The organism is Streptomyces sp. CNS606 (genome assembly GCF_000426325.1).
In genome coordinates this window covers 323,543-340,623 of sequence record NZ_AUFD01000006.1, presented here as the reverse complement: position 1 = coordinate 340,623, position 17,081 = coordinate 323,543, and the positions used below count along the sequence as shown (strand labels likewise).

At 72.7% G+C, this 17,081-nt stretch carries 18 protein-coding genes; 9 read left to right on the top strand and 9 right to left on the bottom strand.

Annotated elements, in window-relative coordinates; translation table 11 throughout:
* The first annotated feature begins 263 nt into the window (after positions 1 to 263).
* The 4 genes from K304_RS0103315 (at position 264) to K304_RS0103300 (ending at position 4,714) form a co-directional block, all read left to right on the top strand.
* A complete protein-coding gene (locus K304_RS0103315; protein WP_027762582.1) occupies positions 264 to 2,072 on the top strand; it encodes an AMP-dependent synthetase/ligase in 1,809 nt (602 codons plus the stop codon).
* 118 nt (positions 2,073 to 2,190) lie between these two features.
* Positions 2,191 to 3,540, top strand: a complete 1,350-nt coding sequence (locus tag K304_RS0103310) for a class II 3-deoxy-7-phosphoheptulonate synthase (protein ID WP_027762581.1) — start codon at positions 2,191 to 2,193, stop codon at positions 3,538 to 3,540.
* A 194-nt stretch (positions 3,541 to 3,734) separates the two neighbouring features.
* On the top strand, positions 3,735 to 4,046 hold the full coding sequence (locus tag K304_RS31570) for a (2Fe-2S)-binding protein (protein ID WP_027762580.1): 312 nt from the start codon (positions 3,735 to 3,737) through the stop codon (positions 4,044 to 4,046).
* A 245-nt stretch (positions 4,047 to 4,291) separates the two neighbouring features.
* On the top strand, positions 4,292 to 4,714 hold the full coding sequence (locus K304_RS0103300) for a DUF7144 family membrane protein (RefSeq protein WP_051307794.1): 423 nt from the start codon (positions 4,292 to 4,294) through the stop codon (positions 4,712 to 4,714).
* A 93-nt stretch (positions 4,715 to 4,807) separates the two neighbouring features.
* On the opposite strand, the gene bfr is transcribed toward K304_RS0103300, so the two are convergent.
* The gene (gene bfr, locus K304_RS0103295; protein ID WP_027762578.1) at positions 4,808 to 5,290 is read right to left on the bottom strand and encodes a bacterioferritin; all 483 of its coding nucleotides are present in this window, start codon (positions 5,288 to 5,290) and stop codon (positions 4,808 to 4,810) included.
* Positions 5,291 to 5,461: 171 nt separating this feature from the next.
* Between bfr and K304_RS0103290 the strand changes: the two genes are divergently transcribed.
* A complete protein-coding gene (locus K304_RS0103290) occupies positions 5,462 to 6,085 on the top strand; it encodes a sulfite oxidase-like oxidoreductase (RefSeq protein ID WP_027762577.1) in 624 nt (207 codons plus the stop codon).
* A gap of 70 nt (positions 6,086 to 6,155) precedes the next feature.
* A complete protein-coding gene (locus tag K304_RS0103285; protein ID WP_027762576.1) occupies positions 6,156 to 7,013 on the top strand; it encodes an alpha/beta fold hydrolase in 858 nt (285 codons plus the stop codon).
* 37 nt (positions 7,014 to 7,050) lie between these two features.
* On the opposite strand, the gene K304_RS0103280 is transcribed toward K304_RS0103285, so the two are convergent.
* Positions 7,051 to 7,500, bottom strand: a complete 450-nt coding sequence (locus K304_RS0103280) for a MarR family transcriptional regulator (protein WP_027762575.1) — start codon at positions 7,498 to 7,500, stop codon at positions 7,051 to 7,053.
* 184 nt (positions 7,501 to 7,684) lie between these two features.
* Here K304_RS0103280 and K304_RS0103275 point away from each other — a divergent pair, with 184 nt between their 5' ends.
* Together K304_RS0103275 and K304_RS0103270 are read left to right on the top strand one after the other, a co-directional pair.
* Positions 7,685 to 8,005: an SMR family transporter gene (locus K304_RS0103275; protein WP_027762574.1), complete on the top strand. Its 321-nt coding sequence runs from the start codon at positions 7,685 to 7,687 to the stop codon at positions 8,003 to 8,005.
* Positions 8,006 to 8,051: 46 nt separating this feature from the next.
* Positions 8,052 to 8,453: a DMT family transporter gene (locus tag K304_RS0103270; RefSeq protein ID WP_027762573.1), complete on the top strand. Its 402-nt coding sequence runs from the start codon at positions 8,052 to 8,054 to the stop codon at positions 8,451 to 8,453.
* A gap of 84 nt (positions 8,454 to 8,537) precedes the next feature.
* Here the strand turns inward: K304_RS0103270 and K304_RS0103265 are convergent, their stop codons facing one another.
* The 7 genes from K304_RS0103265 to thiO all read right to left on the bottom strand — a co-directional run bounded on the left by K304_RS0103265 (position 8,538) and on the right by thiO (position 15,428).
* On the bottom strand, positions 8,538 to 8,987 hold the full coding sequence (locus K304_RS0103265; RefSeq protein WP_027762572.1) for a DUF4396 domain-containing protein: 450 nt from the start codon (positions 8,985 to 8,987) through the stop codon (positions 8,538 to 8,540).
* Between the two features lie 53 nt (positions 8,988 to 9,040).
* Positions 9,041 to 9,922 carry a deoxyribonuclease IV gene (locus tag K304_RS0103260; RefSeq protein WP_051307792.1) on the bottom strand — a complete coding sequence of 294 codons (882 nt, stop codon included), beginning with the start codon at positions 9,920 to 9,922 and terminating at the stop codon, positions 9,041 to 9,043.
* Positions 9,923 to 9,957: 35 nt separating this feature from the next.
* Positions 9,958 to 10,731, bottom strand: coding sequence for a transglycosylase SLT domain-containing protein (locus K304_RS0103255; RefSeq protein WP_078528396.1), 774 nt, complete (start codon positions 10,729 to 10,731; stop codon positions 9,958 to 9,960).
* A 382-nt stretch (positions 10,732 to 11,113) separates the two neighbouring features.
* Complete coding sequence (gene pknB / locus K304_RS0103250) at positions 11,114 to 13,033, bottom strand: Stk1 family PASTA domain-containing Ser/Thr kinase (protein ID WP_027762569.1); 1,920 nt, start codon at positions 13,031 to 13,033, stop codon at positions 11,114 to 11,116.
* Positions 13,034 to 13,203: 170 nt separating this feature from the next.
* Positions 13,204 to 14,034 (bottom strand): thiazole synthase, encoded by an 831-nt coding sequence (locus K304_RS0103245; protein WP_078528393.1) that lies wholly within the window; start codon positions 14,032 to 14,034, stop codon positions 13,204 to 13,206.
* A gap of 3 nt (positions 14,035 to 14,037) precedes the next feature.
* The gene (gene thiS, locus K304_RS0103240; protein ID WP_027762567.1) at positions 14,038 to 14,262 is read right to left on the bottom strand and encodes a sulfur carrier protein ThiS; all 225 of its coding nucleotides are present in this window, start codon (positions 14,260 to 14,262) and stop codon (positions 14,038 to 14,040) included.
* A complete protein-coding gene (gene thiO, locus K304_RS0103235; protein WP_027762566.1) occupies positions 14,259 to 15,428 on the bottom strand; it encodes a glycine oxidase ThiO in 1,170 nt (389 codons plus the stop codon). The genes thiS and thiO overlap by 4 nt, the downstream gene beginning before the upstream one ends.
* A 443-nt stretch (positions 15,429 to 15,871) precedes the next feature.
* Here thiO and K304_RS0103230 point away from each other — a divergent pair, with 443 nt between their 5' ends.
* The gene (locus K304_RS0103230) at positions 15,872 to 17,056 is read left to right on the top strand and encodes an NAD(P)/FAD-dependent oxidoreductase (protein WP_486591562.1); all 1,185 of its coding nucleotides are present in this window, start codon (positions 15,872 to 15,874) and stop codon (positions 17,054 to 17,056) included.
* Positions 17,057 to 17,081 lie beyond the last annotated feature (25 nt).

Sequence of the window (17,081 nt, the reverse complement as noted above, 5' to 3'; positions counted from 1 at the left end):
CCGCCCCGGCCGGGCCGTTCGCTCGCTCCCACCTGCGGGATCACCCCGGTCGTCGGCGGTGTGCACTAACCTTTCCGGCAGTGCGTCAGCATGTCCGCGTCGTGACGTGTGACGCACGGAACATCTGGCCGCGTCCCCTACCCGGACGGCCTTACCAGTGGGTAACGTCCGGGCCGTCATTCCTTCGGGAGCGCAGCGCGGTCCCGGACACACGCGGACGGGTCCGGCCGCAGGGCCCGCCCGGCGCCGACGAGGAGCAGCAGTTGCGCGAGTTCAGCCTTCCGGCCCTGTACGAGGTCCCCGCGGACGGCAACCTGACGGATCTCATCCGGCGGAACGCCGTGCAGCACCCGGACGTGGCGGTGCTGGCGCGCAAGCGGAACGGCGGCTGGGAGGACGTCACGGCGACCGCGTTCCTCGCCGAGGTGCGCGCTGCCGCCAAGGGCCTGATCGCCGCCGGCGTCCGCCCCGGCGACCGGGTCGGCCTGATGTCGCGCACGCGCTACGAGTGGACGCTCCTCGACTTCGCCGTCTGGAGCGCCGGCGCCGTCACCGTGCCGGTGTACGAGACGAGTTCACCCGAGCAGATCGCCTGGATCCTCGGCGACTCCGGGGCGTGCGCCGTCCTCGTCGAGACCGACGTGCACGAGAAGGCCGTCGCGTCGGTGCGTGAACGCCTCACCGAACTCGAGCACCTCTGGCGCATCGAGCCCTCCGCGGACGCGCCGGGAGCGGTCGCCGTGCTCACGGCAGCGGGGGCCGAGGTGACCGACGAGGCGGTGGACAAAGCGAGTTCGGCCGCGTGCGCCGACGACCCGGCCACCCTCGTCTACACCTCCGGCACCACCGGCCGGCCCAAGGGCTGCGTGCTCACCCACCGCAGCTTCTTCGCCGAGTGCGGCAACGTCGTCGAGCGGCTGCGCGCGCAGTTCGACACCGGCGAGTCCTCGGTGCTGCTCTTCCTGCCGGTGGCGCACGTCTTCGGGCGCCTGGTCGAGGTGGCCGCCGTGATGGCGCCGATCAAACTCGGCCACGTCGCCGACGTCACCACCCTCACCGACGAGCTCGCCTCCTTCCGGCCCACCATGGTCCTGGGCGTGCCGCGGGTCTTCGAGAAGGTCTACAACTCCGCCCGCGCCAAGGCGGCCGCCGACGGCAAGGGACGGATCTTCGACAAGGCGGCCGACACCGCCATCGCCTACAGCAAGGCGCTGGAGACGCCCGGCGGCCCGTCGCTCGCACTGCGGCTGCGGCACCGCCTCTTCGACAAGCTCGTCTACCGCAAGCTCCGTGCGGCCCTCGGCGGCCGCGCGACCCACGCGATCTCCGGCGGCGCCCCGCTGGGGGAACGGCTGGGCCACTTCTACCGCGGCATCGGCTTCTCCGTCCTGGAGGGCTACGGCCTCACCGAGTCCTGCGCGGCCACCGCCTTCAACCCGGCCGACCGGCAGAAGATCGGCACCGTCGGCCAGCCGCTGCCCGGCTCGGTGGTGCGCATCGCCGACGACGGCGAGGTGCTGCTGCACGGCGAGCACCTCTTCACCGGCTACTGGAACAACGAGACCGCGACCGCCGACGCGCTGTCCGACGGCTGGTTCCACACGGGCGACATCGGCACCCTGGACACCGAGGGCTACCTGACGATCACCGGCCGGAAGAAGGAGATCCTGGTCACCGCCGGCGGCAAGAACGTCGCCCCCGCCGTGATCGAGGACCGCATCCGCGCGCACGCGCTGGTCGCCGAGTGCATCGTCGTCGGCGACGGCCGCCCGTTCGTCGCGGCGCTGCTGACCGTGGACGAGGAGTTCCTGCCGCGCTGGGCGCAGGAGAACGGCAGGGCCGAGCTCACCCGGGAGGCGCTGCTCGCCGACCCGGCGCTGCTGGCGGAGCTCCAGTCGGCCGTGGAGCTGGGCAACGCCGAGGTGTCCCGTGCGGAGTCGGTGCGGAAGTTCCGGGTGCTGCCCATCCAGCTCACCGAGGAGTCCGGCCACCTCACGCCCTCCCTCAAGCTCAAGCGGAACGTGGTCGCCAAGGACTTCGCGACCGAGATCGACGACCTCTACGCGGCCTGACCCCTCCCGGCGGGGTGCGCAAGCCCCCCGCCGGGACGCGCGGCGAGATCTGGTGGATCGCGTCTCATCAGCCGGTCACGGCCCCTTGCGGCCCGGTGCAGCCCTTAGGCTGGACTGCGTGACCGTGAACGCTGAGACCAGCACCTCGAACGCCACCTGGCGTGATCTTCCCGCGGCGCAGCAGCCGGAATGGCCGGACCACCAGGCTCTGCGCGACGTGATCGCCGAGCTGGAGTCCTATCCGCCGCTCGTCTTCGCCGGCGAGTGCGACCTGCTGAAGCAGCGGCTGGGCGCCGTGGCCCGGGGTGAGGCGTTTCTGCTCCAGGGCGGCGACTGCGCGGAGGCGTTCGACGCCGTGTCCGCGGAGAACATCCGGAACAAGCTGAAGACGCTGCTCCAGATGGGCGCCGTGCTCACCTACGCCGGCTCGGTGCCGGTGGTGAAGGTCGGCCGTATCGCGGGCCAGTACAGCAAGCCGCGGTCCAAGCCCGACGAGACCCGCGACGGCGTCACCCTGCCCAGCTACCGGGGCGACTCGGTCAACGGCTTCGAGTTCACCGAGGCGGCGCGCCGCCCGGACCCGGAGCGGCTGAAGCGCATGTACCACGCGTCGGCGGCGACGCTGAACCTCGTCCGCGCCTTCACCACCGGCGGTTACGCCGACCTGCGGCAGGTGCACGCCTGGAACCGGGACTTCGTGCGGAACTCGCCCTCCGGTCAGCGGTACGAGGCGCTGGCACGGGAGATCGACCAGGCGCTGAAGTTCATGCACGCCTGCGGCACGGACCCGGAGGAGCTCAAGACCGTCGAGTTCTACTCGTCGCACGAGGCGCTGCTGCTCGACTACGAGGGCGCGCTGACGCGTACGGACTCCCGCAGCGGCGACCTGTACGACGTGTCCGGCCACATGCTCTGGATCGGCGAGCGCACGCGTCAACTGGACGGCGCGCACGTCGAGTTCGCCTCCCGGGTACGCAACCCGATCGGCGTGAAGCTCGGCCCGACCACCACGCCCGAGGACGCGCTGACGCTGATCGACCGGCTGGACCCGGACCGCGAGCCGGGCCGGCTCACCTTCATCACGCGGATGGGGGCGGACAAGATCCGCGACCACCTGCCGACCCTGGTGGAGAAGGTCACCGCGTCGGGCGCCCAGGTGGTGTGGGTCAGCGACCCGATGCACGGCAACACCTTCGAGGCGGCCAGCGGGCACAAGACGCGGCGCTTCGACGACGTGCTGGACGAGGTCAAGGGCTTCTTCGAGGTGCACAAGAGCCTGGGCACGCACCCCGGCGGCATCCACGTGGAGCTGACCGGCGACGACGTGACCGAGTGCGTCGGCGGCGGGGACGAGATCTTCGTCGACGACCTGCACCAGCGGTACGAGACCGCCTGCGACCCGCGGCTCAACCGCAGCCAGTCGCTGGACCTGGCGTTCCTCGTCGCCGAGATGTACCGCGACCAGTAGTCGCGCCCGCGTACGCCCCGCTCGCGGCGGTCGTACTTCTGCCCGACGGGGCCCGTGTCGCAGGTGTGACGCGGGCCCCATCGGCGTTCGGTGGACGGGGCCGCCCGAGTAAGGTTAGGGTTACCTCACCCCTGGGAAATACAGGGGAGGACGCGCCGCGACGGCGCCCGAGCGACCCGACGGAGGTGACCCGCGTGTACGTCTGCTCCTGCTTCGGCATCACCGAGCAGCAGGTCCGCGCACACGCGGCAGCAGGTTCCTGCACTCCCCGCCAGATCGCCTCGGCGTCCAAGGCCGGCACCGACTGCGGCTCCTGCGTCCGCCGCATCCAGGGCATCCTCGGCCGCGGCGACTGCCCCCGGCGCGAGGCCCTCGACCGCGGCGAGCCGGCGCTCGCCCCGGCGGCACGGGCCCTGCGGCCCACCGAGGAAGAGGCCCCCGGCACCCAGGCGCCCCCTCGCGTCGGGCCCGTCCCGGCGACCGCGTTCAGCGCGCCCGCTGCCTGACACCTCCGTCCGGCCGGTCCTTCCCGACGCCGCCCGGCCCCTTCCCACCCGGCGCTCCTCGCCCGCCTCGCCCACCCGTGTGCGCATGCCCATGCCGATTTGCGCGCCCGCGCAGCGAGCGGAGAATTCACCGTAGAGGCGCCCGTACCCGCGCCCCGTACGAACTGCCGCCTTCCCGACGCGCAGCGGTTCGCCCAGGCTCCCGTACCGCCACAGCGCCTCGCTCGAAGTCCGAGGAGGTAACCATGGCTCACACAGTCCGACAACGGCCGGTGGACTACGGCCTCGCCGCGGGACTCACCGTCTTCGCGGGTGTCATGCTGCTCATCGCGGGCGTGCTCGACCTGCTCCGGGGCGTCATGGCGATCGTCAACGACGACGTCATCGTGACGACTCCCAACTACACCTTCCAGTTCGACACGGAGGGCTGGGGCTGGGTGCACCTCTTCGTGGGTGCCGTGGCCGTCATCGTCTCCCTCGGGCTGTTCCGGGCGAACATGGCCGCACGGGTGGCCGGTGTGGTGATGGCGGCGCTGGTGATCATCTCCAGCTTCCTGTCGCTGCCGTACTACCCCGTGTGGTCGGTGGTGCTCATCGCCATGTGCGGCTTCGTGATCTGGGGCCTGTGCAACGTGCGGGGTGAGGACGTCGCCAGGGGCGGCGACTGACCCGGGCGGCACCGGCGGACACGTCGCACGACGCGCCGGGGCGGACCGCAACGGTCCGCCCCGGCGCGTCGCAGGAGGAGTCGCCCCCGGCCGTCAGGCGTCCGCGGGCTGCTCGATCTGCTGGGCCAGGTACAGCGGTTCGCCCAGCTTCTCGATCAGCTCCAGCTGCGTGTCGAGGTAGTCGATGTGGTGCTCCTCGTCGGCCAGGATGTCCTCGAAGATGTTCGCCGAGGTGATGTCGTTCTTGGCGCGCATCACCTCGATCCCGCGCCGGAGGCGGTCGATCGCCTCGACCTCGACCTGCCGGTCGGCCTGGAACATCTCGGTGACCGTCTGGCCCACCCGCACGTGGAAGAGGCGCTGGTAGTTGGGCAGCCCCTCCAGCAGCAGGATGCGGTCGGTCAGCCGCTCGGCGTGCCGCATCTCGTCGAAGGATTCGGAGCGGGTGTACTTCGCGAGCTTGGTCCACCCGAAGTTGTCCTGCATCTTCGCGTGCAGGAAGTACTGGTTGATCGCCGTGAGCTCGGCGGTCAGCTGCTCGTTCAGGAACTCGATGACCTCGGGGTCTCCCTGCATCGCCGCGGGCTCCTTCCAGGGATGAACGGCTGGTTGCCTGCGCATACTCGCACCCCTGCGGCATGCACTTCCAGTAAGCACAGGCTTACCGAAACGCCTGGTCGGCGTACTGCGCCGGGCACGGCGGGGCCCTCGTCGGTGCGGTCGCACGGGGTCTGACACCATGGGGACATGGGTCAGCCGGAGAGCCACGGAGGGGAGCACCCACCGCTTCCGCCCGGGCAGCGACTCCAGCGCGGCTGGCCGGTCACCCACTACGGGCCGGTGCCGAAGTTCCGCCCGGAGCGCTGGGAGTTCCGCGTCTTCGGCGCGACCGCGGACGGCCGCAAGCACTGCTGGTCCCACGAGGAGTTCACCGCCCTCCGGTACGAGACGGTGACCGCCGACCTGCACTGCGTCACCAAGTTCAGCATGCTCGGCGCCGAGTGGGGCGGCGTACTCGCCCGGACCCTGCTGGCCCTCGTGCCGCCCGCCCCCGAGGCAGGCCACGTCATGGTGTGGGCCGAGTACGGCTTCAGCTCCAACCTGCGGCTCGCCGACTTCACCGCCGACCACACCGTCTTCGCCACCCACCGCGGCGGCGAACTCCTCACCGCGGAACACGGCTTCCCCGTCCGCCTGATCGTCCCGCACCTGTACGCGTGGAAGGGCCCCAAGTGGGTCCGCGGCATCGAGTACATGACCGAGGACCGCCGCGGCTTCTGGGAGGAGCGCGGCTACCACAACGTCGGAGACCCGTGGCGGGAACAGCGCTACAGCTACCAGGAGGACCCCGGCGACGGCCCCGAGCCGTGACCGCCCGGTCGTCCTATCCTCGAAGAAGCGAGTCTCTTCTCCCGCCGTCCCCTCCCCGGAGCGCAGACTCATGGCTTCGACGCGCGCACCCGCCGCACCCGCCGGCGTCGACCGCTACGCCGTCCTGCACGGACTCCGCTTCCACTACCGGGAGTGGGGAGAGCCCGACGCCCCGGCCGTCCTGGTGCTTCACGGTCTGCTCGGCCACTCCCGCGAGTGGGACACCCTGGACGCCGGCCTCGCCCGGCGCTTCCGCGTCCTCGCGCCGGACCAGCGCGGCCACGGCCAGTCCGACCGGACCGCCGCGTACAACGCCGCCGCCCTCGCCGCCGACGTGGCGGACCTGGCCCGGCGGCTGGACCTTCCGCGTCTGTGTCTGGTCGGCCATTCGATGGGCGGCCTGGCGGCGCTGCTGACCGCCGCCGACCACCACGACCTGGTGGAACGGCTCGTCCTGCTCGACGTCGGTCCGGACTCCCTCACCACCCGCTGGGCCCGCGGGGCGCTGCCGACGATGCTCCGGGCGCTGCGCGACGTCACGTACGGCGAGCCGGACGAAGCGGTACGCGACTGGCTGGCCGGCGACCCGCTGGCACGCGAGGCCCTGGTCCGGCACGTCGTCGCGCACAACCTGGTCCGCCGCGCCGACGGTCGCCTGGCCTGGCGGTTCGACGCGGACGGCCTCACCGGGTTCGTCGCGGGCGCCGCCGGCGAGGACGAGCTGTGGCAGGCCGTCGACCGTGTCGCGGCGCCGACCCTGCTGCTGCGCGGTCGGCACAGCGAACTCCTCTCGCAGGCCACCGCCGCACGCATGGTCGACCGCCTCACGGATGCGGCGTTCGCCGAGATTCCCGATGCCGCCCACGACCTCGCGGTGCAGAACCCGGAGGCCGTCACCACCGCCGTCCTCTCCTTCCTGAGCCGCTGACCGTGCCCGCCCGGTTCGGCGGCCCCGGCGGACCGCATCAGCCCCGGGCGGTGCGCAGGGCCTGGACGCTGGGGCCCAGCTCCGGGTCGCCGGTCAAGGCGTTCAGGGCCGACGACAGCACCTCGGCGTAGGTGGCACGTGCGGCCTCGTAGCGCCGGCGCCCCTCGTCCGTGATCACCGCGTAGACGCCGCGCCTGTCGGACGGGCACAGGTCCTTGTACGCGAAACCGGCCGCCTCCAGCCTGCTCACCAGGCGTGTCACCGACGACTGGCCCAGGCCCACCCGGTCGGCGAGGTCCTGCATGCGCAGCTCGCTGGTACCGGAGTGGTACAGGTGCTCCAGGGAGCGGTATTCGGACAGGCCCAGTCCCTGCCTGCGCTGCAGCGCCGCGGCCAGCTCCCGCTCGACGCGCGCGTGCAGGGCGAGTACCCGGTTCCAGACGGCCTGGTCGGAGGTGCCCAGGCGTGCGGCGGGTGAGGTGGTCATGAGCGCAGACTACATGAGCATGCAAGCTTCATCCGGTCCTTCCCGGGCTGTCGCGGGGTTAGACGGTCGCGCTCTGGTGCGCGGAGGTCGGATGACTAGTTGCACGCACAAGCAACTTGTTGCAGGATCTCGGTGCCGGCGCCACTCCGCAGCGCCGCACTTCGCGCTGTCGAAAGGACCTGCCATGCAGTGGCTCCACCTCGCCGTCGCCGTCGTGTTCGAGATCGCCGTCGCCATGGCGGCGGGCAAGGCCGAGGGCTTCCGGAACCGTCCCTGGACCGCCGCCACCCTGATCAGCGGCGCCGTCGCCACGTTCTTCCTCAGCAAGGCGCTGCTGACCTTCGACGTCGGGGTCGGCTATGCGCTGTGGACCTCCGTCGCCGGTGTCGGCATCACGCTCCTCGGGGTCCTGGTGTTCGGTCAGCGCCTCGACTGGCGCAAGGTGCTCGGCATCGCCGTGATCATCGCCGGGGTCGTCGGTCTCCAGCTCAGCGGTGCCGCCTGACCCCTCACGTCCGCCCCATCCCACCCTCCAGGAAGGAACCGCCCACATGTCCACCTCCGCACGTACCGCCGCGCACTCCTGGCTCATGCTCCTGCTCGCCGGCGTCTTCGAAGTCGGGTACGCCCTCGCCGTCGGCGGGAGCCGCGGCTTCACCCGCGTGTCGTGGTCGCTGGTCGCCGCGGTCTTCTTCCTGCTGACGCTCTGGGCGCTCAGCGCCGCCCTGCGCACTATCGACGTCGGCATCGGCTACGCGGTCTGGGCCGGCATCGGGGCGCTCGGTGCCGCCCTGCTGGGGCCTGTCTTCTTCGACGAGACCCTCACCGCGGCCCAGGCCGGATGGCTGGGCGTCATCATCGCCGGAGTCGTCTGGCTCAAGCTCGCCGACCGGCCGCAGGCGCGGCAGGAGGCCGGTGCCGCGCCCCGGGAGGTCCGGGGTGCGGCAGCCTGACCGGTGGCTCGGTCGTCCCGGTGCTGCGGTGCCGGGGCGGCCGCGCCGCAGGGGCCGGGCCGTAGGGGAGGAGTTCGCCCCGGCTCAGTGGTGGGCGTGTGCGACGGCGTGGCCCTTGCCGCGCGCGATGAGGGAGCGGTTGACCGGGGTCGTGACCAGGAAGGCGACCGCGAAGGCGAAGGCGAGCGTGCCCCAGAAGAGTCCCGAGGTCAGGTGGGCGTCCATCGCGCCGGGTACGAGCAGGATGACGCCGTTGTCCACCAGTTCCATGACGGCGATGGACACGGTGTCGGCGGCCAGGGCGACTTTCACCGCGCCCCGGAGGGGAAGACCGGCGCGGAGCACGGCGACCATGGTGAAGCCGTAGCCGAAGAAGAAGGCCAGGGTGATGGCGAGGATCATGGTCGGGACGTCGTGCCAGGCCAGTGCGGTGCCGATGACCAGGCCGAGGACCTCGCCGATGGCGCAGCCGGTGAGGCAGTGCAGGGTCGCGCGGGCGGCCGTGCTCCAGGACCTGTCGTGATGGTGCGGCATCGGGGTGCCTCCTCGTGGGGGACGGGGCGTTCAGCACAAGGAACGCTATACCCCTATGGGGTATTCCGCAGATCCTTGAGGCGGGCGATGTCCGCCGCGTGTCCCGCCTCGCCGCCCGGCGTCTCGATCACCAGGGGGACCCTCTCGGTGGCGGGGTGGCCCATCAGGTCGGCGAAGGGCTCCGCGCCGATGTGGCCGGCGCCGATGTTCTCGTGCCGGTCCTTCGCCGCGCCGCAGACGTCCTTGGAGTCGTTGGCGTGGATCAGCCGGAGGCGGCCCGGGCCGACGGTGCCGACCAGGTCGTCCAGCGTCTGCTTCGCTCCGCCGGGGGCTGCCAGGTCGTTGCCGGCGGCGAAGGCGTGGCAGGTGTCCAGGCAGACGCCGAGCTTCGGGTGCCGGTCCAACGCCTCGAAGTACGGGCCCAGTTCACCGACCAGGGAGCAGAGTGAGGAGCCCTGGCCCGCCGTGGGTTCGAGTAGCAGCCACGGGTCGTCGTCGTGGGTCAGTTCGTCCAGCAGCGGAAGCATCAACTCCCGTGCCTGGGCGAGCGCGACGGCGCGGTCGCGGCCGCCGGTCGCGGAGCCGGTGTGCACCACGACGCCCTCGGCGCCGATCGCACGCCCCCGGCGCAGCGAGTGCCGCAGCGAGACCACCGAGCGGGCCGCCGTCGCCTCCGTGTGCGAACCGAAATTGATCAGATACGGCGCATGCACGAAAGCGGGAATTCCCCGTGCGGCGCAGCAGGTTCGGAATTCCTCGTCCTGTGCCGGGTTCCCCGGTGGTGTCGCCCACCCGCGCGGGTTGGCGACGAACACCTGGACGGCCTCGGCGCCGATCTTCTCGGAATAGGAAAGGCCATTGGCGGCCAGTCCGCCTGCTACGGGGACATGGCCGCCAATGGGATTGCGTTGTTCGCGGGTCGTCACACCCTCCAGTATCGCGGGGCGTGCGGCCGGGGCGTCGGCAGGGCTCAGTAGGCCGAGTCGACGTTGTCGATGGTGCCGTAGCGGTCGGCCGCGTAGTTGCAGGCGGCGACGATGTTGGCGACCGGGTCGTACTGGTCGTGGGGCGTGCCCTCGACGTGGTAGGCGTCGAAGGTGGGCTTGATGACCTGCAGCAGACCCTTGGAGGGCACGCCGTTCTGGGCGTTGATGTCCCAGTTGTTGATGGCGCGCGGGTCGCCGCTGGACTCACGGATGATGTTGCGGTGGATGCCCTCGTAGCTGCCGGGGATGCCGTGCTTGGCCATGATGGACCTGGCCTCACGGATCCAGCCGTCCAGGTTGTTCGGGTAGCTCGGGGCGGCGGCCTTCTCGGCCTGGCCGCGCTTGTGGCTGCGGCTGGCCTCCTGCTTGGCCTCCCGCTTCTTCGCGGCCTCAGCGGCAGCCTTCTCCTTCTTGGTCTCGGCGGCCTTCTTGTCGGCGGCGATCTGCTTCTCGACGGAGTCGAGCTGCTGGGCTATGCCGTCGCGCTGCTTGTCGGCGTGCTCGACCGGGCCGGAGAAGGCGACGGGGGCGGAGGAGACCTTGGCGGCGGAGCTCTGGGACTCGTCGCCCGCGTCGGCGGAGCCGGGGACCAGGGTCAGTGCCATGGCGGCGGCGCCGGCCGTGGCGATACCGGCCACGGAGTACTGCTTCGTGCGGGCGGAGGAGCGGAGGGTCTGCAGGTCGACCTTCTTGAGCGTCTGAAGGGACTGCTTCGTCCTGGCGGTCAGGGCGGAGATCGGAAGATTGATGCGAGGCATGGTGCGTGCGGCCTTTCGAATTGCGTGACGGTCGCCAAGCCGGTGGCGGCGCGCCGCGTTCTGTCTCACGGCGCCATGCGACGCTGGCAATTCTTAGAGGCTCGGAATTCGCGAATCAAAAGTGTGACGTACTATCCCGTTTCGTGAAACTAACGGCACTCACCTGGTCATAACGGACATGCAGGCCGTTCGGGGCGCCGCTCGTGCCACTAAGCGGCTTCGTACGTGACGTGGGTCCTATGTGCGGCCTCACAGTGGGCGGCTTCCGGGCGCACGCCGGGTCCCCCGCCCGCGACCCGCGGTCACCGGAAATCCCGTACGGGTCGGGGCGGGCGGAGTGGCGGAGCGGCGGGGCCGGCCGGGCCGGGCCGGGCGGTGAGGCTCAGCGCACCCAGAGAGTGATCTGGGAGCCGCGCGGGGCCTGCTCCCCGGGGTCCGGGTTCTGGTTGAAGACGGTGTCGCCGAGGAAGATGCGCCGGATCCGCACCTCGAATCCGGCGCCCTCCAGCGTGGAGCGTGCCTCGTCCGCGCTCATGCTCTCCACGTCCGGGACCGCCACCAGGTCCGGGCCCTTGGAGACGGTCAGGGTGACCGTCTCGCCCTCGCCCCGGACGGCGCCGGCCTCCGGCGACTGGACGGCGATGGTCCCCTTCTCCTCCTCGGAGAAGACCCGCTCCGGGGCGATCCGCACGTCCAGCCCCGCCTCGCGCAGCGTTTCCCGTGCCGAGGCCACGTCCTGGCCGGCGACGTCCGGCACCTCGATCTCGCGGCCCTTGGAGACGGTGAGCCGCACGGCGGAGCCCGTGCGGCTCTCGGTGCCCGCGGCCGGCTCGGTGGAGACCACCGCGCCCTGCGCCACCTCCTCGTCGAACCGGCGGGTGACCAGGCCGGGCTCCAGGCCCAGCTCCTTCAGCTCCCGCCGGGCGTCGTCGAGCGGCGTCCCGGACAGGTCCGGCACCTTCACCACCTCGGGGCCGCGCGAGACGACGACGGTGACCGCGCCGTTCCGGCGGATGCGCTCGCCCGGGGAGGGGTCGCTCCCCATCACGCGACCCCGGTCGACGGTGAGGCTGTGGTCGCGCTCCACGCGCACCTCCAGCCCGGCGTCCCGCAGCTTCGCGCGGGCGTCGCCCTCCGTCAGGGACAGCACGCTCGGGGTGCGGATGAACTGCCCGGAATTGATGTACCAGACGCCGGTGCCCAGCAGCACCGCCAGCACGGCGCCCAGGACGACCAGCAGCGGACGGCGGGGCCCGCGCGGGCGGGCGGCGCGGTGCCGGGAGCCGTCCGTCCCCTCCGGCGGATCCAGGGGAGGGGAGGGGAAGCGGGCGGTCCGTTCGACCGGCGACGGGTCCCGGTCGTCGTCCACCGGGCGCGGGAGCACGGTGGTGAGGTTCTCCGCCCCTGCCTGCGTCCGGTTCCGGGCCTCCGGCGGGACGACGTCGAGCTGGGCGTCGGTCAGGCCCGCCCGTACGCTCCGGACCTCGGAGAGCAGGGCGACCGCGTCCGCCGGGCGCCGTTCCGGGTCGCGGGCGGCCGCGCGGGCCACCAGCGCGTCGAGCTCCGGGGCCAGCCCGGGCACCCGGCCCGAGGGGGCGGCCACGTCGGCCTGGAGGTGCTGGTAGAGGACCTGCGCGGGTGTACCGCCGGAGTGCGGCTTGGAGCCGGTCAGCATCTCGTAGAGCACCACGCCGCAGGCGTAGAGGTCGGTGCGGGTGTCGGAGACGCCGTGCTCGATCTGCTCCGGCGCCAGGTAGGAGACCGTGCCCAGGAGGGACTCGGTGTCGGTCGAGGTCTGCCCGTCCACGGCCCCGACCAGGCCGAAGTCGGCGACCTTGACCCGGCCGTCGTCCCCTATCAGGACGTTCTCCGGCTTCATGTCCCGGTGCACCAGGCCGGCCCGGTGGGCGGCGCCCAGCGCGGCCAGCATCGGCTCCAGCACGTCCAGCGCCGCCCGCGGCTGCAGCGCGCCGCGTTCCCGCAGCACGTCCCGCAGGGTGCAGCCGTCGACGTACTCCATGGCCAGGTAGACGTGGCCGCCGTCGGTGCCCTGGTCGAAGACGCCGACCACGTTGTGGTGGGCGAGCCGGGCCGCGGAGCGCGCCTCGCGGATGAACCGCGCCACGAACACCTGGTCGCCCGCCAGTGCGGCGTGCATCACCTTCAGTGCGCACACGCGGTCCAGCCGCATGTCCAGCGCCCGGTAGACCGTCGCCATCCCGCCCACCGCGATCCGCGCGTCCACGCGGTAACGGCCGTCGAGCACATGGCCGATGAGCGGGTCCTGAAGCGTCGTGTCCACCCGCCCGAGTCTACGAGGGGCCCCGCGCGGGAGCGGGTACCCCCGCCGCGCCGGACCCGCTTCGCAGCAGAACGGTGACACGGAGCCGTCCCCTCCGTGACCTGCGCGGGCCGTGCGGCGCCCGCCCGGGCGGCAGGTGACGGCGACTCACCCCACGCCCGGCGTAGGTATCAGGTGAAAGCGGGACGCTCCGGGTCGAACGCGGCGATGCCCTCGGTGGGGGAGGACGCCTCCGCGTAGTGCCGCCGGGGGATGCGCCCGGCCCGGTGCGCCAGCCGTCCGGCAGCCACCGCGTGCCGCATCGCCCGCGCCATCAGCTCCGGCTCCTGCGCCCGCGTCACCGCCGAGGCCAGCATCACCGCCGCGCAGCCCAGCTCCATGGCCAGGGCGGCGTCCGAGGCGGTGCCGGCCCCCGCGTCCAGGACGACCGGCACGGAGGCGCGTTCGGCGATCAGCCGGAAGTTGTGCGGATTGCGGATGCCCAGGCCCGAGCCGATCGGCGAGCCCAGCGGCATCACCGCCGCACAGCCCGCGTCCTCCAGCCGCCGGGCCAGCACCGGGTCGTCGTTGGTGTACGGCAGCACCGTGAAACCGTCGTCGACCAGCGTCTCAGCTGCCTCCAGCGTCTCCACCGGATCGGGCAGCAGGGTGTGCTCGTCGGCGACGACCTCCAGCTTCACCCAGTCCGTCTCCAGTGCCTCCCGGGCCAGTCGCGCGGTCAGCACCGCCTCGCCCGCGCTGTAGCAGCCGGCGGTGTTCGGCAGCACGCGGATGCCGTGCCGGCGCAGCACCGTCAGCACCGACCCTTGCACGGCCGGGTCGAGCCGGCGCATCGCGACGGTGGTCAGCTCCGTTCCGGAGGCGAGCAGCGCCCGCTCCATCACCTCCAGGCTGGGCGCTCCACCGGTCCCCATGATCAACCGGGAGCCGAACGCGACTCCGTCGATCACCAGCGGGTCCGCCGCGGCCTGCTCGACGTCGTCCGCGGTGTGCACGGTCATTGGTCAGCCTCCCTGTACGGCGGTCAGAACTTCGACGCGGTCGCCGTCGGCCAGCTCGGTCTCCCGCCACCGGCCGCGCGGCACGACGGCCTCGTTCACGGCCGCCGCCACCCCGGACGGCGCGGTGGTCAGCGTCGCCAACAGACGGTCGAGGGTCTGGCCGCGGGACAGCTCCCGCGGCTCCCCGTTCACGGTCAGCGTCACGGTCGCGGTGTGTGCAGCGGTCATCGGGTGTGCTCCTGGAGAGTGGAGGGGAAGCGGTCCGGGGCGAACGGCCGGGCGTCCTCGGGCAGCCGGCCCGTCGTCAGCACCTCTGCCATCACGTCTCCCGTCACGGGGGTGAGGAGCACGCCGTTGCGGCCGTGGCCGGTGGCGACGTGCAGGCCCGGCAGCGCGGTGGGCCCCAGCACGGGCGCGTTGTCGGGGGAGACCGGGCGCAGGCCGGCGCCGGACTCGGCGAGCGGGAGCTCGGTGACGCCCGGCACCAGCGCCCGTGCGTCCCGCAGCAGTTCGTACACGCCGCCGGCGGTCACCGTGGTGTCCCAGCCCAGCTCCTCGCTCGTCGCCCCCACCACCAGCTCCCCGTCCTCCCGGGGCACCAGGTAGACGGGCGTGCCGCGCACCGTGGCCCGGACGGTGCGGGAGAGGAACGGCGCGTACGCGGGCGGTACGCGCAGCCGCAGCACCTGGCCCTTCACCGGCCGCACCGGCGGCAGCACCCCGGGCGGCACGCCGTCCAGCTCCCCGCTCCACGAGCCGGTGGCCAGCACCGTCTCTCCGGCACGGATCTCGCGGCCGCCCGTGAGCACCGCCCCGGCCGCCCGGTCGCCCGCGACGGTCAGCCGTGCGGCGGCGGCCTCGTGGAGGACGACTCCGGCGCGGGTGCAGGCGGCGAGCAGCGCCGCCGCGAGCCGCCGGGGATCGACCTGGTGGTCGCCGTCCACCCGGACGCCGGCCCGCACCGAGGGAGCCAGCATCGGCTCCAGCCGCCGGCACTCGCGGCCGGTCAGCCACTCGGCCTCCAGGCCGCACCGCTGCTGCAGCGCGTGCACGTCCCGGAGACGGGCGCGGTCGTCAGCGTCGAAGGCGACGGACAGCGCACCGCAGGCGCGGTGGGCGGTGAGCCGCCCGCTCGCCTCCTCCAGTTCGGCGACGAAGTCCGGATAGCGGCGGGCGGACGCCAGGTTCAGGGCGAGCAACGTCTCCTCGCCGTAGTGGAGTTCGGTGACGGCGGCCAGCATGCCCGCCGCAACCCGGGCGGCGCCGCCGCCCGGCGCGGGGTCGGCCACGGCCGTCCGCAGGCCGCGCTGGGCCGCGCGCCAGGCCGTGACCAGTCCGGACAGTCCACCGCCGAGCACGAGGACGTCCGGGGCGGACGTCTCAGGGGTCGGCACTGCGCGTCTCCTCCCTTCGCCGGAATGACCCGGATCAGGTTCGTACGGTCGGAGGCCGTCCCGCCTCCCTCTCAGCCCGGTCCGCCGGGCTCCCGCGTGCATGACGTATGACCGCCAACCCTACTGCGTCCGCCTTAGGGCCTGTCCGGCGGATCTTCTCGGGCCCGCGACGACGCCTACGGCACCTCTCCCCCGTGGCCCTTCGGGCACGGGGGTGCCCCCACCGTTGTCGCATCGCGCGAGTACGACAAGTACGAGCTGCGATCCTCCGCCTTGCGATGCGTCCCCTCGGTCCTGGCGGACCTGGGGAGACCCCATGCATCCGACGCCGCGGGCCGACCCTCAAAGATCCGCCGGACAGGCCCTCCGCGGCGGGCCGGGCGCCGTCATACAGTGGCGGTGTGACCGAGGACAACGCGCGCGTGGTGATCGTCGGCGCCGGCATGGCGGGCGTCCAGACAGCGGTGCAGCTGCGCGAACAGGGCTGGACCGGCCCCGTGCTGCTGCTGGGCGCCGAGCCGCACCAGCCGTACGACCGTCCGCCGCTGTCCAAGGCCGTGCTGCTCGGTACGGCCGAGGGCTCCGCCTTCGACATCGACTTCGACGCGCTCGGAGTGGAACTCGAACTCGGCAACCCCGTCACGGGGTTGGACACCGGGGAGCGGGTGCTGCAGACCGGCCGCGGGCCGGTCCCGTACGACGCCCTGGTGCTCGCCACCGGAGCCGAGCCCCTGACCCTGCCGGGCGGCGAGGGCGCCCCCGGCGTGCACCTGCTGCGCACCCTGGACGACGTCGCCCGGCTCCGGCCCGTGCTCGAGGAGCGCAAGGACGTCGTGGTGGTCGGCGCGGGCTGGATCGGCGCCGAGTTCGCCACCGCGGCCCGCGAGGCCGGCTGCGCCGTCACCGTCGTCGAGAGCGCCGACCGGCCGCTGCCCGGCGCGCTGCCCGCCGACGTCGCCGTGCACATGTGCGACTGGTACGCACAGAGCGGCGCCCGGCTGCGCACCGGTGCCCGGGTGGCGGCCGTCGAACCCGGCGCGGTGGTGCTGGACGACGGCGAGCGCGTGCCCGCCGACGCCGTGGTGGTGGGCATCGGCGCCCGCCCCGCGACCCGCTGGCTCGCCGACTCGGGAGTCGCGCTCTGCGCCGACGGCTCCGTGCGCGGCGACGACCGGCTGCGCACCTCGGTCCCCGGCGTGTACGCGGTGGGGGACTGCGTGTCGTTCCCCTCCGCCCGCTACGGTGCCCGGCTGCTGGTGCACCACTGGGACAACGCCCTGCAGGGGCCGGTGGTGGTCGCCGCCAACGTCGTCGCCGACCTGCGCGGCGGCGGCCCGGCGGAGGAGGCCGTCTACGACCCGGTGCCCTATTTCTGGTCCGAGCAGTTCGGCCGCTTCGTGCAGTACGCGGGGCACCACGCGGGTGCCGACCGGATGCTGCTGCGCGGCGACCCGGGGGAGCCGTCCTGGTCGGTGTGCTGGCTGCGCGGTGAGACGCTGACCGCGCTGCTTGCCGTGGGGCGCCCCCGCGACCTCACCCAGGGCCGTCGGCTCATCCAGCAGGGCGCCGTGCTCGATCCCACCCTGCTGGCGGACGCGTCGGTCGCCCTGAAGAAGGCCGTGCGCTAGTGACTGTCGGCGGCAGGTGGCAGGC